Genomic DNA, 14,852 nt, shown 5'->3' with positions numbered 1-14,852 from the left:
AGCGCCGAGTGACCGCCCGCGGGCGACGTCGCTCACGCCCCTCCCACTCCCAGGACCTTCTTCACCACACCCAGCACGTCCTCGGCGCGGAACGGCTTGACGATGAAGTCCGAGGCGCCCGCCTCGATGGCCTCCATCACCAGGCTCTCCTGACCGAGCGCGGAGCACATGATGACCACCGCGCTGCTGTCGTGCTTGATGATCTCCCGCGTCGCCTCGATGCCGCTCTTGAACGGCATGACGATGTCCATCGTCGTGAGGTCGGGCTTGAGCTCCTTGTACTTCTCCACGGCCTCCAGGCCATTGGCCGCTTCGCCGACGACCTCGAACCCTCCAGACGCGAAGATGTCCTTGATCATGTTGCGCATGAAGATGGCATCGTCGACGACCAGGACCCGCTTAGCCATGTGAAGAACTCCGCCTCCGAATCGCCTAGCCTAGAGGAGCGCGCACACTAGCACCCGCGCTTTCCAGGGGGCTACTCACTTGGAATGGGTGAACAAGGCAACCACCGCGGCGTCCAGTCCCTCCGGGTCCAGCACGGTCACTCCCAGCCCACCCAGCCGGGCGACGCCACGGATGGCCGGTGTCGACTTCCCCGGCGCCGTGCTCACCCGCTCGACCGCCTCGATTCCATCCACATCCGTCACCAACAGTCCCAGATCCCTCCGGCCGCGGTCCAGAAGAACCACGCGGGACGGGGGCGAGGCCCCATCCGGGAGCCCCAACAGCTGGCGCAGCTCCACCACCGTCACCACCCGGCCCCGCAGGTTCATCACCCCGGTAATCGCAGCCGGCGCGCGCGGCACCCGGGTGAAGCGCTCCGGAGGCACGACGACCTCCCGCACCGCCGACAAGGGCAGTCCGTAGCGCTCCTTCTCCACCCGGAAGATGACGTGCCGCACAGAGGTCGTGTTGTATCAGCTTTGCATTGAGCGGGACGCCGTGGCGCGTCGCGCCGTGCGGGGCCGCTTCCCCCCGGGCGCCACTTTCCTCGCGGACGGTTTGCCTGCCGCCGCAGCCACCTTCTTGCCAGGACGCTTCACCTGCGCGCCCGAGGTCTTCGAGCCTGCGGGTGCCGCATTCACCCCCACGGCCTTCGCCTCCACGCCCGTCGACTTCACGTTCGCGCTCACCGTCTTCGGCTTCGTGGCGGCTGGCTTCAGCTTCGCGTCCGACGACTTCACGTTCGCGCTCGCCGACTTCGCCTTCGCACCAACCGCCTTCACCTTCGCGCCCGTCGACTTCGCCTTCGCGCTCACCGTCTTCGGCTTCGCGGCGGCGGGCTTCAGCTTCGCGTCCGTCGCCGTCACCTTCGCGCTCGCCGTCGTCAGCTTCGCGGCGGCGGGCTTCACCTTCGTGCCCGACGACTTCGCGCCCGACACCGTCGACTCCGCGCCCACCGCCTTCGTCTTGCTCGCGGCGGACTTCTTCACCACGGACGCACCGTCCCCCAGGGACTTGGGCGCCACGGCGCGGAAGCTCTCCTGGATCCACAGGGCCATCAGCTCCACCGGGACCTCCTGTCCGGGGGAGAAGCGCGCCGTCACCCAGCCGCTCTTGCCCAGGCCGTAGCCCGTGGGCTCGGCGAACGGGAGCATCAGCGCCGCCTCGTTGGACGTGGGCAGCTTGGTGGTGACGCGCAGCCCCTCCTCGTCGAGCACGAGGATGGCGAACATCTTCCCGCGCACCTTCGCGGTGCGGTGTCCCCAGGGGAACTCCTCGGTGACGTCCGGCAGGGCGAGCATCACCTCGCGCAGCCGCGCCTCCGCGGCGCCCAACACGACGGTGGCGCCCTGGCTCATGGCCCCAGACGGAAGCTGCGCACCACGCTCTGCAGCTCGACGGAGAGGTTGGTCAGCTCGCTCGCCAGCGACGTCATCCGCGACACGGCGGCCGTCTGCTCCTGGATGACGGACTGGATGGCCTCGGTGGAGGCGGCGTTGTTGCGCGCCACCAGCTTGATCTCCTCGATGGCCTTCACCATCTCCTCGCTGCCCTTGTGCTGCTCGCGGGTGCTCTCGGAGATGAGGTGCACCTTCTCGGAGCCCTTGCGGATGGTGTCGGTGATGGCGCCCATGGAGCGCACGATGTTGGTGAGGTCCTCGCGGCCCTCCGCCAGCTCCGCGATGCCCTCCTTCATGGCGCTCACCACGGACGTCGACTGACCGGAGATGTCGCGCGCCAGCTTGGAGATCTGCTCGGCGGAACGGCCCGCGCTCTCCGCCAGCTTGCGCACCTCGTCGGCCACCACCGCGAAGCCTCGGCCGTACTCACCCGCGCGCGCCGCTTCAATCGTCGCGTTGAGCGCCAGCAGGTTCGTCTGCTGCGCCACCTGGGTGATGGCGTCGACGATCTTCGAGATCTCCTGCGTCTTCTCGCCGAAGGCGAACACCTGCTGGCTGGCGGACTCGATGCGGTTGAAGACCTTCTTCACCTTGTCGCCGGCCAGCCGCGCCGCCTTGGAGCCATCCTCCGCCGCGCTGCTCGTCTCCGCCGTCGTGCGCGCCGCGTCCTCCGCGCTGCCCGTCGTGCGCTGGATGCTGCTGGCCATCTCCGTGATGACCTTGGAGGCCTTGGACACCAGCTGCGACTGCGTCTCCGCGCCGCCCGCGATGATGTTCATCGACGAGCCCACTTCCTCCGTGGAGCCGTTGACGTTCTCCGCCGAGCGCTGCAGGTCGATGGCCGTGTCGGCCACGCTCTTGGCCGTCTCTTGGATCTTGCCCACCAGCTCGCGCAGGTTCTCCTGCATGCGGATGATGGCGCCCGTCAGCTCGTCGATTTCGTCGCGCGTGCTGCCGCCCTCGGCGGCCACCGGCTTGGACAGGTCGCCCTGCGAAATCTCGTACGCGGAGTTGCTCAGCACCTTCACGCGCGTGACGCGCGCCAGCAGTGACGGCAGCGCGAAGGCGGCCAAGCCCGTGATTCCGATGGCCCCGAGCATCCGGATGGCCACCTTCCACTCCGCCACCTGGTCCAGGCCCAGCATCTCGACCAGCCCTTGCGCCAGCGGCTCCGAGGCGACCATCCAGATGGTGAGCGCCAGCCCCAGCACCACGTAACCCTTGGTGATGCTGGACTGGAGGGAGACCACCTTGGTCGTACGACGCCCGTCCACCGCGGCGCGCACCAGGCGCTGCAGGGGCTCGCGGCGAGGCGTCAATCCGGGGGCAGTGTCGTCACGTAGGGGACGGCGCACGGGATGCTTTCGGGGGAGGGGCGGAAGCGCCCTGGGTTTAGCCTTGCTGTCGGGCAGGGTCAATCCACCCGGGAGGCTTGTCGGAAGTGGTCGAACCCGCCCGGCCGGCGCACGTCGCGTCCGGACTCGTCGTGGATCACCCACCCCACCCCCTCCGAGAGCGCCCCCACGCGCGTCACCGGATGGCCGCCCCGAGCACACGCCCGCTCGAAGGCACGCCCCCGCGCCGAGGGGACGGCCATGAGCAGCTCGTAGTCCTCCCCGCCCGCCAGCGCCCCCTCGGGGCCCAGCTCCCGCCGCACCGCGGCCGACATCGGCAGCTTCGCCAGCTCCACCACCGCGCGCACCCCCGACGCGGTGCACAGGTGACCCAGGTCCTGTGCAAGACCATCGGAAACATCCAGTGCCGCGGATGCGAAGCGCGCGGCGAGCTGGCCCAGGGCGACGCGAGGTCGGGGTCGGCGTTGGCGTTGGACGCTGGCGCCGCGCTTCACCCCGGCGCGCAGGTGGGCGAGCCCCAGCCTCGCGTCGCCGAGCGTGCCGGACACGTAGAGCCAGTCACCGGGCCGGGCCCCCGCGCGGGTGAGCGGAGGGCGGGAGAGCTCGCCGGTGGCGGTGATGGTGATGGACAGCTCGCGCGCGGAGGTGAAGTTGCCGCCCACCAGCGCCACGCGGTGCTCGCGGGCGAGCGCCGCCATGCCCCGGGCGATGCCCGACAGGTGCGCGGGAGGGAAGTCCCTGGGCAGCGCGAGCGCGCAGACGAACCAGCGCGGCGTGGCGCCCATGGAGGCCACGTCCGAGAGGTTCACCGCGAGCGCCTTGTGGCCGATGTCCGCGGGGGAGAAGGACGCGCGGGTGAAGTGCACGTCCTCCACCACGGCGTCGGTGGTGACGCACAGCGCCCCGCGCGAGGGCGCGAGCACCGCGCAGTCGTCCCCGGGGCCCACCGGCACCCGGGCCTTGGGGAAGTGGCCGAGGAAGCGGCGGATGAAGTCGAACTCACCAGGCATCGTCCGACAGCAAAGACCAAGGGCGCGTCTATTGGAAGACGCTGAGGCCCACGCCGGGCACCTCGCCCCCGTGCAGCCAGGTGGCCACGGCGTCGCCCCGCGCGCCCACGGCCACGTGCGCAAAGCCCGTCTGTGCGGAGGTCTCCGTGTCGAGCCAGGTCGCGGGTCCCCAGCCTCGGCCGAGGACGTAGCGACTGGCGGCGATGCGCCGGCCGCCCTCGACCTCCTGGGTCCAGACGGCGAGCGACTCCCACGGGCTCACCGACACCACCCGCGGGTCCAGGGCGACGAGCCCCTTCGGCGGCGGGGCCACGTCCTCGCGCGGACGGAAGCCGCGGGCGAAGTCGAAGGGCCGGCTGGACAAGCGGGTGACGCCGTCGCGCGCGCGGGGCCAGACCACCAGGGTGCGTCCCTCCCGCTCCGCGGTCGCCTGGGCCGCGCCGGAGCTGCCGAGGACCTCCTCCAGGCGCTCGGGCGTGGACCAGCCCGAGCCGGGCACGAAGCGCCGCGCCCACAGCTCCACCTCCACCTCTCCCAGGCCGCTCCACAGCGCGAGCGCCGTGCCGCCCGGCCCCGCCACGGGCTCCGCGTAGAAGCCGTCCACGCCTGGAGGGCTCAGGCGCTCCGCGGCGCTCCAGCCCTCGGAGGGGGTCCACCGGCTGAACCACGCCACGGGGATGCCCTCCAGCTCGTCGAAGCGGTCCCACCCCACCACCACGTGGCCGTCCGAGCTCACCGACACCCGAGGCGCCAGGGAGAAGCCCGGCGCGGGCGTGTCGATGCGGCGCGCGGGCTCCCAGCCCGTCGCGGGCGAGCCGCGGGTGGTCCAGACGTTCTCGCTGAACGTGTCGCCGTCGAACTGCGTCCAGATGACGGTGAAGCCGCCCGCCGCGTCGCGCGCGAGCTCCAGGTGCGTCGCGTCTCCCAGGGGATGCGCCAGCACACGGTCCGCCTTGCTCCATCCCTCGCCCGGCACGTGCCGCGCGGACCACAGCTGCGTCGCCGTCGAGCCCTCGCTCTGGAGCCACATCAACAGCACGCGGCCCTCGCCGTCGGCGACGACCTGCGGCTGCCGCACCCGGAGCTCGTCGTCCGGGAGCTCGCGGAAGAGGTCCACCTTGCGCGCGGAAGACCATCCCGTGGTCGGCGTGTACTCGCTGGCCCACAGCCACGCGTCGAGTCCGTCGCTCTCGGTCCACACCGCCATCGCGCGGCCGGACTCCGTCACGGCCACCCGGGGCGTCGCCACCTCCAGGCCCGGAGTCCCCACGAGACACGGCGTGGCCCACCACGAGCGGCCCGTCAGGTCCACCGCGGTCTGCGCCGATGGCGCCACGGACGAGAGCCCCGTACGAGCACTCCACGCCTCGAGCCGCTCGGAAGTCCCCGCCCGCGAGAGCTCCGCGTGGGTTCGCCACGAAGCGAAGTGCTCAGGCGCTTCCACAGACAACGCGCGCGCGCGCCCCTCGCCAGCCCGCCACGCCTCGGGCGACCCCGACGACCCTACCCGCGCAAGCCCCGCACGGGCGCTCCCCGCCTCGAGCCGCTCGGGCGCTCGCGCCCCCACCGCCGACGGCGTGCGCGCGAGCCCCACGCGGGCCCTCCACGCCTCGAGCCGCTCGGGCGGGCGCACCCGCAGCGGCACCTGACCGGGCCTCCCGGGCTCCACGGCGGCGGGACGCTCCGGACAGAAGCCCGGCGGCGGTGGCCGGGGTGGCGCGTCTCCGCAGGCCAGCAAGCCCATCACCAGCACGCTCATCACCACCGTGTTCCGCATCCGTGCTCCTGTCGTCACCAGGTTGTCTCTCGTGCCCACCCAGACAGAACGCCCCACCGGCGCCAGGCGCGTCGGTGGGGCGGCGGTGCTTGCTTCCTCGAAACCGCGAGCTAGCGCTGACCCGCCACGAACGCGGGGGCCAGGGCGTAGTCCTTGTGCCACGAGGCCGGCAGACGCTCGAGCGTCTCGCGCGAGTCCGCCACGGGCGCCGTCAGCTCGCCCTGCATCGCGTTGTCACCCACGCGGAAGCCGTTGGCGAACATCGTGTTCGCGTGCTTCCCCGCGCGCGCCAACTCCTCGGTCGTCCCCAGGCTGAAGTTGTAGACCTTGCCCGTGTACTTCTCGCGCGTGACGGAGGTCAGCGTGGCCACGCCCTCGCGGGTGCTGACCTGGTCCGCCACCTTCAGCTTGCCGGCCGCCAGCGGCTTGCCATCCGCCATGATGACCGGGTGCTTGTCGGTGAGGCTGACCGCGTGGCCCTTGTCGTCACGCAGGTTCACCATCGCGTCGCGCTCGCCACCCACCTGGACGTCGCGCACGGTGAGCGTGTCCCCCTTCGCGTTCGTCACGATGCGCTGGCCGCGCTTCACCGACTCCACCGGGACGACGCTGCCATCGGCCAGCACCACCTGCGTGCCCTCCGCCATGCAGGAGTTCCACACCTGCACACCATAGCGATAGCGCGAGTCGGACAGCATGCGCACCGTCACCGAGGCCGGCGTGTTCGCCGCCGTGCCGCAGTTCACCTTGGTGCTCACCGTGATGACGTACTCCACCGGCTGGTTGATGATGGTCTGCATCGCGCAGTTCTCGACGCCCGTGCCCGCGATGGACGTCTCCCGCGTCAGGTCCGCCAGCAGCGTCACGTTCGCCGTCTGGCTGTTGATGGAGCCGGCGAGGAAGGGCGTCAGGTCCGCCTGGCTCATGCAGGTGCCGCCCGTGATGGGCTTGACCAGGCGCACCTTCGAGCCCGGGAGGATCTCCTTGATGACGCAGGCGATGCCGTTCTTGCTGCCCGCGTTGAAGGTGAACTTGGTGGGCACGTAGACGTGGCTCCAGTCCCACGGGCGCGTCAGGGGGAAGTTGTTGCTGGCATCCCCCACCCACGAGGCCGTCACGGCGGGGTTGCGCAGCGCGATGCTCGTCGGGGTGTTGGCCCCCGAGGGCGCCAGCGTGGCGCCCACCGCGGCGTAGTCACAGTCGATGCCGCCGCGCATCTGGCACAGCTCCGTGTTCAGCTTGCCGCTGTTGGGCACCGACAGCCGCGGGTGCTCGAGCGCCAGGTCCGCGCCGCCCGTCGTCGTGCTCGACTGGCCGCGCACGAAGGTGACGACCTCCTCGCCCGTGTTCTCGTTCATGGCGATCATCATCGAGTCGAGGATGACCTGCCGGTCCTGGTTCACCGGGATGGCCGGCCGCACGATGACGTCGTCGAAGCTCTGGCCGGCCGCGTACTCCTCGCCGGAGGCCGAGTCCACCACCGTCGTCTGCGTCTCCGCGTTGTTCGCGTTGAAGGCGACGATGTCCGTGTACACGTAGCTGGCGCCGTTGAGGCACGCCGCCCAGGGGTTGCTCTCGTAGACGCGCACCGAGCCGCTGGTGACGCCGCGGGTCAGGTTGAGGAAGTGGTCACAGCCCCAGTTGTTGGCCAGGGGCGCCGCCTGCGTGCCCGCGGCCTGGTGCGCCAGGGCCTTCCTCTGCGCCAGCGCCAGCCGCTCGAAGAGCCGGGGCGCGTTGGCCACCGTCTTCCCGGAGCCGCGCAGGCGGTTCATCACGAAGCGGTACTGGGCCGGGTCGGCCAGGTCGATGGCGATGCTCTCGCCACCGGCGCCCCGGGTCTTCTCCTCGAAGACGCGGCGCATGTACTGCGAGTCCTCCACCAGCGTGGCCCCGTCCAACCCCCGGTCCGGGGAGCGCAACGGGCCGGCCCAGGCGGACGTCGCGAGCGCGACGAGCGGCAGGGCCGCGGTAACAGGCACCGAGAAACGCGAGCACGGCTTCATGTGTAACCCCCTCTGCTGCAGTGGACTGCCGACGACGACAACCACACCGACGACACTCAGACCTGCGTGTGGACCGCTGCCCCCCAGGGCGGGCCTGTCTGCCGAAAGGCCCGCGCATGACCGCTACGGCCAGGCGTCCCGACGGGCGCGGGGGTGCGACGACCGCCCGCCGGGACACCTGGAGTCGCTGACTACTGCGCGTTGCAGGCCAGGCCGCAGACGTCCTGCGCCGCCTCCACGCAGATGACGTCCCAGGAGCCCGAGCAGCAGAACGGGTCGCCCTCGCACACCGCCGCCGCGCACGGCGAGCAGTGGGTGGCGATGGGGTTGCCCGGGTTGCACACGTTGTGGCACGGGCGCGGGCGGCTCAGGTACTCCTCCAGGACGGCCTTCCTGTGCGGCAGGAAGACGTTGGTGAGCGCCGGGGAGATGCGGAAGCGCGTGCCCTCGGGCCCCTCCTCCGTCAGCTCGCTCACGTGGGTGAAGCCCAGCGAGGCGGGCCACACCACGCCGCCGCCCAGGTTGTTGCCGTTGCTCAGGTCGTGGCAGCCCGCGCACGACAGCGCCTTGGCGCGGGACACAATCTGGTTGGGCGTCAGCGTGCTGCCGATGCGGGTGAGCTCGTTCTGGATGAGCGTGCGCAGCGCGGAGGCGTTGTTGCCGAAGTGGAAGGTGTAGTTGTTCTCCGTGCCCTGCGCGTCGGACTGGCCCGCGTTGAACTGGTCCTGCACGTCCATGTTGAAGAGGTTGACGTCGTTGCGCGCCAGCGCCTCCACCTGGCTGGCGAAGAAGAAGCGGAAGTCCTCGGCCCGGGCGTGCGTGGACGTCGGGCTGAACAGCGGGCCGAACGGGTTCACCTTGTCCGTGGAGAGGATGGCCCTCAGCGACGTGCACGTGCCGGCCAGACACGTCTTCTGCAGCTTGAACTCACGCAAGAGCCAGTTGGCCTGCATGAACTGGTTGGTGCGAATCTGGCCCGCGACGGTCGCCGGGTCCGCGCCGTAGTTGTCGATGTGCACCACCGGCCGGAAGCCCGGCAGGCCCTGCAGATAGAACGCCCGCAGCTGCTGGGTGCGCGAGGCCACGTCCGGGTTGGTCGTCAGCCGCTGCCAGAACTCCGCCACCGGCAGGCACCCGTCCAGCCCCTCGTCCTGGTGGGGGTTGGGCAGCACGGCCTCGAAGATCATGAAGTTGCGCTGGCCGGCGTTGGTCTCTCCGGACCTGCGCGCGAAGACGATGCGGTACTCGCCGCAGTTGGAGCCGTCCGCGGGCGCCAGGTCGAAGCGGTTGAACAGGCCCACCGCCCGGTAGCCCTGCGTCGCGACGTTGAACGGGTCCTGGCCGGCCTGGGCGCCCTCCGCATTGCGGCACTGGTACGGGAAGCTGTTGAAGACGGACTGCGAGCCCGACATCTGGTCGTTGCAGTGCTGGTTCGGGTTGATCTGCCCCGGCGTCGGGTTCTGCGTGTCCCAGAGCTGGCGGTAGAGCTTGAGGCCCGTCATCCCCGCCACGCCGCTCTGCACGGCGAGCTGGTCCATGACCTCGCGCAGGGAGAAGTTGTTGACGATGGCCGTCTCGGTGACGATGAGCGAGCGGAACGTGTTGACCGTCACCGTGTTCATCGCCGACTTGTCGCCGGAGGCGAGCAAGAGGCCGATGCCGCCGCGCTCGGAGTGCAACGGCGCGGGCCGCGCGGCGGGTGGGGCCTCGGCCTCCACCACGTCCTCCTGCGTGCTACAGCCGGCGAGAGCCAGAATCGATGCCAAAGCAAGACACGAGCGCCGGATGCGCTTGTCCATATGCTCCCCCTCTTCGGATTGACACAACTGGTTTCACCACGTCTGTCCAACGCGCGCCCTTATGAAGCATTCAACAAATATTTACAAGACAGAATCGGATTCACCACAAATCCCACCCAGCCATCCATGCGGGTGCTCTACGGAATTCCCACGACATGTGAGGACTTGACCCTGGGTGCGTCAAGACTGCACGCGCAGGCGCACCCAATGGGACGCACGCGGCGTCAGGAGCGGACGCGCCGGGTCCCGAGCGGACACGCGCGCCCGCGTCCCGGACGCACGCGAGGGCGCGTCCGGTGAGTACGCGAGACATGTGTCAGAGGGTTGTCCGCGGGCAGGCGCGCGCGACGGGGCTCGGGGCCACACGTTCGGACGCCAACAGCATACATGCCCGCGAGGGCGGCATCTGGAATTTTATGACAGGGCTAATCGCTGACAGTCATTCAACGCGTGGCGTCGGGCGGGAGGCCACGGTGCGCAGCGCGGTGGTGAGGCCCGCCCACCACATGCCCATCATCGCGAGGAAGGCGGCGACGTCCTGGCCATGACGCACGGGGTGGTCGGGGCGCAGCGACTCCCAGCCGCGGTGCTCCAGGACGACGCGGGTGCCGCCCTCGGCGGACTCGAAGCGCACCTCCACCTCGGTGAGCTCGCCGGGCGCGAAGTTCCTGCCGCGCCACTCGAAGCGCAGGTGGAGGCCCGGCTCCCACGCCAGCACGCGGCCAATCTCGAAGACGCCCTCGGCGTCCTCCTCCACCAGCCGGCCTCCGGCGCCGCCCTCGAAGCGCACCACGCTGTCGGGCGAGCGGGAGCCCCGGAAGCGGGGCCCCTTGCGCCACCAGAGGTTGGTCTCCTCGGTGAAGACTTCGAAGGCCACCTGGGGCTCCAGTCTGAGGAAGGTCGTCACGCGGGCGGTCTGCGGCGTCGTCATCTCGGGGCCTCGAGGCTCAGGTCTTCTTGCGGGTGCGTTCGGCGTGGGCCTTGAAGGCGGAGAGCTGGTCGCTCCAGAAGGACTCCACCTCGTCGAGCCACGCGCGCAGCTCCCCGAAGCGCTCGGGGCGCAGCCGGTACACCTTCACCCGGGCGTCGTCCTCGAGGGCCTCCTCCTCCACCAGCCCCGTCTTGCGCAGCACGCGCAGGTGACGGGACATGGCGGGCGCGGACATGTCGAAGGCGGCGGCCAGCTCGCCCGCGCGCCGGGGCTCCTCGCAGAGCAGGTCGATGACCCCTCGACGGGTGGGGTCGGCCAGCGCGGCGAAGGTCTCATCCAGGCGACGGGCGGCTCCCATGGCGTCAGCCCTTGGAGGACATCCGCTGGGCGAACCACCAGGAGTGGCCCTCCAGGTCCTCGGCGCCGTAGCCCCGGTCCGTCCAGTAGTCCTCGCCGTAGTCCGTGGTCTTCGGCTCCTGGGTGATCCGGGCGCCCGCGGCCTTGGCCCGCGCGCAGTGCGCGTCCACGTCATCCACGTACACCATCAGGTAGCACGCGCTCGTGCTCCCCGTCGTGCGGCCCGGGAACTTGGGGGAGACCGAGTTCACCAGGATGACGGCCTCGCCATACACGAGCTCCGAGTGGACGATGACGCCCGGCGCGCCCTCCACCTTCAGCCGCGTCTGGAAGCCGAAGGCCTTCTCCAACCAGTCGATGGCCTTGGGCGCGTCCTCGTAGAACAGCCCGGGACTGATGCGTGAGAACCCCTCGGGAACCGGCTTCATGGCGTGTCTCCTTGGCGAACGAATCGTTAACCGCTGGGGCAATATTTAACGCCATCGTTAACCATCCGCAAGCGCGACGCGCACGGCGAGGGGCGCGGCTCGCGAAGCGTGTGGAAAGTCGGCCGGGCCCTCGGTGGGGCTCCGGCCGGCGGTGCGCGGGGAGCGGCGCGCTAGACGAACAGCATCGGGTCGAACTCGTCCACGTTGACCGGCAGGAGCCGGGGCAGCGGGCGCTGGAACACCTTCGCGTTGAGCTCCAGGTCGACAATCTTGAGGCCCGCGGGGACCAGGTCCCGGAAGCGCTGGCTGACGTACTCGCGCAGGCCGAGCACGGCCACCTGGCGCTTCTCCTCGAGCATGGGCTTGAGGGCCTCGGCGAAGTCACCGCCGTCGTGGCTGGCCAGGCCCACGGCCGCCTTGGGCCGCTGGGTGCGGATGGTCTCCAGGAGCTTGAGGATGCCCAGGTCCACCACCTTCTGGTCCGGCCGTCCGTAGAGCAGCGCCACCTCGCAGCCCGCGGACTTCAGCGCGCGGATGAAGCCAATCATCACGTCGGGCAGCTGCTCGCCGCGCGCGTTGAGCACCACCACGCAGCGCACGGGCGCGGGGAAGTACGTCTCGCAGAAGGCGACCAGACGGTCGAACTGCACGCGGTCCTGCGACTCGGGTTTACGGCCGACGACGTTGGAGACGGCCCAGTCGATGTTCTCCGCATCGATGAGCACGTAGGAAGCGGCGGAAGGACGTCCGGTGAGCATGGGCGCGGACAATACGCCCGGGCGATGCCTTCCGGGGGGATTGCGTGTGACACGTCCACGACGCGCCACGTCCCGCGCCCGGGAAGGCACGGTCCCGGTCGACCTCCCGCGTCAGAAGCGGTCGGGCCCCGGGGGCAGCTCGGGCACGGGCGCGGGGGCGGCCAGCAGGCCGTGCTCGGGGATGGGCGGCTGCATGGGCAGCACCACCGTGAAGCGCGAGCCGCGCCCGAACTCGCTCTCCACGAACACCTTGCCGCCGTGGCCCTCCACCAGGCTCTTCACGATGGCCAGGCCCAGCCCCGCGCCGCCGTGCTCGCGCGTGGAGCTGCCGTCCACCTGATAGAAGCTCTGGAAGATGCGCTCGAACTGGTCCTCGCGGATGCCCACGCCGGTGTCCTCCACGCAGACGCGGTAGCCGGTGAGGCCCAGCGCGTCCTGGACGCCCGCCTCCGACATCACCACCGACACCCGCCCTCCGGACGACGTGAACTTCAGCGCGTTGGCGAGCAGGTTCACCAGCACCTGGCGCAGCTTGTCCGCGTCGCCCGCCAGCCGGGGCCTGGGCACGGGCGGCAGGCGCACCTCCAGCTCCACGCCCTTTCTCTGCGCCTGGGGCAGCACGCTGGAGACCGCCGTCTGGATGACGCTGGCCAGGTCCACCGGCCCCACCGACAGCCGCAGCTTGCCGGCTTCAATCTGGCTCAGGTCGAGGATGGACGAGATGAGGTTGAGCAGCGACTCGCCCTTCTCGACGATGGTGCGCACGTAGAGCAGCTGCTCGGGGTTGAGCACGCCGGCCAGGCCCTCGGCGAGCATCTCCGAGTAGCCGATGATGGACGCCAGGGGCGTGCGCAGCTCGTGGCTCACCGTGCCCAGGAAGGTGGACTTGAGCCGGTCCAGCTCCTTGAGGCGCGTGTTCACCTGCGCCAGACGCGAGTTCTGCGCCTCCAGCTCGCGGTGCGTCTCCAGCATCGCCTCGATGTGCAGCTGCGTCGTCAGGTAGGTGCGGTGGCCGCTGGCGACGAGCGCGGCGAGCACCTGACCGAAGTGCGTCAGCACCTGCACCACGGTGCGCTCGGGCGCGCGGCGCACCTTGGACACCAGCTCCTGGGCGCGCGTGAGCTCCAGCGCGGGGATGTCCGTGAGCGTGTCCGGGAAGTCGCCCAGCTCCTCGGGGGTGAAGGGCCCCAGGATGACGCGGCCCAGGAAGTCGCCCTCCCAGCGCACGGGCATCACCAGGTAGCGCAGGCCGGTGAAGCACGGCAGCGCGATGAGGCCCGCCTCCTCCGCGCCGTCGCCCTGGGCCACGCGCGCGCCGTTGAGCGGGACGACGGGGCCGTCCTTCACGCGCGCCACGGTGGCGGTGCAGCGCGAGCGGCCGTCCGGGAAGGAGAAGACGTACGCGCAGAAGTCGCCGTGGCCCACCTTCACGTCGGCCAGCTTGGTGCCGCGCGCGTCGAGCACCTTGATGCCCACGCGGTACAGCTCGCTGAAGCTCTTCACCACCTCCGAGAACGACGGGAGGTCCAGCATCTCTCCCAGGGACAGCCGGCGCTGGAGCACGGACTCGCGGCGCGAGCCCTCCGGGGGCACGCTGCCCTGATAGCCGCTCATCGCCCGCCCCCCACCTGCTCGTCGCGGGTGACGGCGGCGTAGCGCCCGGCCAGCGCGGTGCCCGACAGGTCCATGCGGCCGAAGACCTGGGACAGGAACTCCGCCTCGGTGAGGCCCACGTTGCGCGCCAGGTGCGCGCGCGCGTCCAGCCGCCGGTAGGCCGCCTGCGCCACGGCGTGGAAGGTCTCCAGCACGCCCTCGCCCTTGAGGGCCACCGCGCCCACCACGGCCTCGCCGCCGCGCTTGCGCGCCTCCTCCAGCTCCGCGTCCGTGCGCGCGTCGGGCAGGTCCCGCTTGTTGAACTGGATGACGACGGGCACCTGCGCGGGGTCCAGCCCGTTCTCCTTCATGTTGTCCTGCAGGTTGCGCCAGTAGGCGTTGTTCTCCGCCGTCGCGCTGTGCCGGCTGTCCGCGATGAACACCACCGCGTCGGCCCCCTGCAGCACGATGCGCCGGGTCGCGTTGTGGATGACCTGCCCGGGCACCGTGAAGAGCTTCACCTTCACCTTGAAGCCCGAGGACGTGGAGAAGAAGACAGGCAGCAGATCGAAGAACAGCGTCCGGTCGTCGTGTGTGTCCACCGTCAGCAACCGCCCCCGGACCTCCGGGTACGCGCGGGCGTGGAGCTGACGCAGGTTCGTCGTCTTCCCGCTGAGTCCGGGACCGTAGTAGACGATCTTGAGCGTCAGCTCGCGCTGGGCGTGGTTCAGTTGCAAGGGGTGCTCGGGCAGGCGGAGTCGAGGGGAGGAGAGGCCAGCCCTCCGGTGACGACCAGGGTTTTTATAGTGGGAACGCCTGCTTCGCGGAAGGCCGGCCGGATGGCGGCCGTGGAAGCGGGGCCTCTGCCCTGGAATGGCGCCGGCGAAGGTGGGGTTGACCCGAATCCGACCCTCTCGTGCCAGGGGGAGGCAAACTCCTCACTTGAGAAGACAATGTGCGCGGAATCACCGCGTGCACCGGTGGCGGGGGTGCG

General features: G+C 70.5%; 14 protein-coding genes. All 14 read right to left on the bottom strand.

Annotated elements, in window-relative coordinates:
• Positions 1-32 precede the first annotated feature (32 nt).
• The 14 genes from K8640_RS32950 to K8640_RS32885 all read right to left on the bottom strand — a co-directional run bounded on the left by K8640_RS32950 (position 33) and on the right by K8640_RS32885 (position 14,595).
• Entirely contained in the window at positions 33-407 is a 375-nt protein-coding gene (locus tag K8640_RS32950; RefSeq protein ID WP_046716503.1) for a response regulator, read from the bottom strand.
• 75 nt (positions 408-482) lie between these two features.
• A complete protein-coding gene (locus K8640_RS32945) occupies positions 483-905 on the bottom strand; it encodes a chemotaxis protein CheW (RefSeq protein WP_046716504.1) in 423 nt (140 codons plus the stop codon).
• Between the two features lie 15 nt (positions 906-920).
• The gene (locus tag K8640_RS32940) at positions 921-1,805 is read right to left on the bottom strand and encodes an MmcQ/YjbR family DNA-binding protein (RefSeq protein ID WP_223750693.1); all 885 of its coding nucleotides are present in this window, start codon (positions 1,803-1,805) and stop codon (positions 921-923) included.
• Positions 1,802-3,145 carry a methyl-accepting chemotaxis protein gene (locus tag K8640_RS32935; RefSeq protein WP_255653669.1) on the bottom strand — a complete coding sequence of 448 codons (1,344 nt, stop codon included), beginning with the start codon at positions 3,143-3,145 and terminating at the stop codon, positions 1,802-1,804. The genes K8640_RS32940 and K8640_RS32935 overlap by 4 nt, the downstream gene beginning before the upstream one ends.
• Before the next feature lie 116 nt (positions 3,146-3,261).
• Entirely contained in the window at positions 3,262-4,212 is a 951-nt protein-coding gene (gene thiL, locus K8640_RS32930; protein WP_223750691.1) for a thiamine-phosphate kinase, read from the bottom strand.
• 28 nt (positions 4,213-4,240) lie between these two features.
• On the bottom strand, positions 4,241-5,989 hold the full coding sequence (locus K8640_RS32925; protein ID WP_223750690.1) for a hypothetical protein: 1,749 nt from the start codon (positions 5,987-5,989) through the stop codon (positions 4,241-4,243).
• Between the two features lie 110 nt (positions 5,990-6,099).
• Positions 6,100-7,992 (bottom strand): Hint domain-containing protein, encoded by a 1,893-nt coding sequence (locus K8640_RS32920; RefSeq protein WP_223750689.1) that lies wholly within the window; start codon positions 7,990-7,992, stop codon positions 6,100-6,102.
• 191 nt (positions 7,993-8,183) lie between these two features.
• Positions 8,184-9,791, bottom strand: a complete 1,608-nt coding sequence (locus K8640_RS32915) for a hypothetical protein (RefSeq protein WP_223750688.1) — start codon at positions 9,789-9,791, stop codon at positions 8,184-8,186.
• A 439-nt stretch (positions 9,792-10,230) separates the two neighbouring features.
• A complete protein-coding gene (locus tag K8640_RS32910; RefSeq protein WP_223750687.1) occupies positions 10,231-10,722 on the bottom strand; it encodes an SRPBCC domain-containing protein in 492 nt (163 codons plus the stop codon).
• A 16-nt stretch (positions 10,723-10,738) separates the two neighbouring features.
• Positions 10,739-11,080 (bottom strand): helix-turn-helix transcriptional regulator, encoded by a 342-nt coding sequence (locus tag K8640_RS32905; protein ID WP_223750686.1) that lies wholly within the window; start codon positions 11,078-11,080, stop codon positions 10,739-10,741.
• A 4-nt stretch (positions 11,081-11,084) separates the two neighbouring features.
• Positions 11,085-11,507, bottom strand: coding sequence for a VOC family protein (locus K8640_RS32900; RefSeq protein WP_223750685.1), 423 nt, complete (start codon positions 11,505-11,507; stop codon positions 11,085-11,087).
• Positions 11,508-11,677: 170 nt separating this feature from the next.
• Positions 11,678-12,265, bottom strand: a complete 588-nt coding sequence (locus K8640_RS32895) for an NYN domain-containing protein (RefSeq protein WP_046716512.1) — start codon at positions 12,263-12,265, stop codon at positions 11,678-11,680.
• Between the two features lie 111 nt (positions 12,266-12,376).
• Positions 12,377-13,879: an ATP-binding protein gene (locus K8640_RS32890; RefSeq protein ID WP_223750684.1), complete on the bottom strand. Its 1,503-nt coding sequence runs from the start codon at positions 13,877-13,879 to the stop codon at positions 12,377-12,379.
• A complete protein-coding gene (locus K8640_RS32885) occupies positions 13,876-14,595 on the bottom strand; it encodes an ATP/GTP-binding protein (protein ID WP_223750683.1) in 720 nt (239 codons plus the stop codon). The genes K8640_RS32890 and K8640_RS32885 overlap by 4 nt, the downstream gene beginning before the upstream one ends.
• Positions 14,596-14,852 lie beyond the last annotated feature (257 nt).

The organism is Myxococcus sp. XM-1-1-1 (genome assembly GCF_020037095.1).
Taxonomy (GTDB): Bacteria; Myxococcota; Myxococcia; order Myxococcales; family Myxococcaceae; genus Myxococcus; species Myxococcus fulvus.
Note: the sequence above shows the minus strand (reverse complement) of the source record. Positions and strands in the feature narration are given on the sequence as shown.

What these genes read in the sequence shown, in the direction of transcription:
- K8640_RS32890 (WP_223750684.1), bottom strand. Translation starts at nt 13,879, where the DNA reads ATGAGCGGCTATCAGGGCAGCGTGCCCCCGGAGGGCTCGCGCCGCGAG.
- K8640_RS32950 (WP_046716503.1), bottom strand. Translation starts at nt 407, where the DNA reads ATGGCTAAGCGGGTCCTGGTCGTCGACGATGCCATCTTCATGCGCAAC.
- K8640_RS32895 (WP_046716512.1), bottom strand. Translation starts at nt 12,265, where the DNA reads ATGCTCACCGGACGTCCTTCCGCCGCTTCCTACGTGCTCATCGATGCG.
- K8640_RS32900 (WP_223750685.1), bottom strand. Translation starts at nt 11,507, where the DNA reads ATGAAGCCGGTTCCCGAGGGGTTCTCACGCATCAGTCCCGGGCTGTTC.
- K8640_RS32925 (WP_223750690.1), bottom strand. Translation starts at nt 5,989, where the DNA reads ATGCGGAACACGGTGGTGATGAGCGTGCTGGTGATGGGCTTGCTGGCC.
- K8640_RS32910 (WP_223750687.1), bottom strand. Translation starts at nt 10,722, where the DNA reads ATGACGACGCCGCAGACCGCCCGCGTGACGACCTTCCTCAGACTGGAG.
- K8640_RS32915 (WP_223750688.1), bottom strand. Translation starts at nt 9,791, where the DNA reads ATGGACAAGCGCATCCGGCGCTCGTGTCTTGCTTTGGCATCGATTCTG.
- K8640_RS32940 (WP_223750693.1), bottom strand. Translation starts at nt 1,805, where the DNA reads ATGAGCCAGGGCGCCACCGTCGTGTTGGGCGCCGCGGAGGCGCGGCTG.
- K8640_RS32920 (WP_223750689.1), bottom strand. Translation starts at nt 7,992, where the DNA reads ATGAAGCCGTGCTCGCGTTTCTCGGTGCCTGTTACCGCGGCCCTGCCG.
- thiL (WP_223750691.1), bottom strand. Translation starts at nt 4,212, where the DNA reads ATGCCTGGTGAGTTCGACTTCATCCGCCGCTTCCTCGGCCACTTCCCC.
- K8640_RS32905 (WP_223750686.1), bottom strand. Translation starts at nt 11,080, where the DNA reads ATGGGAGCCGCCCGTCGCCTGGATGAGACCTTCGCCGCGCTGGCCGAC.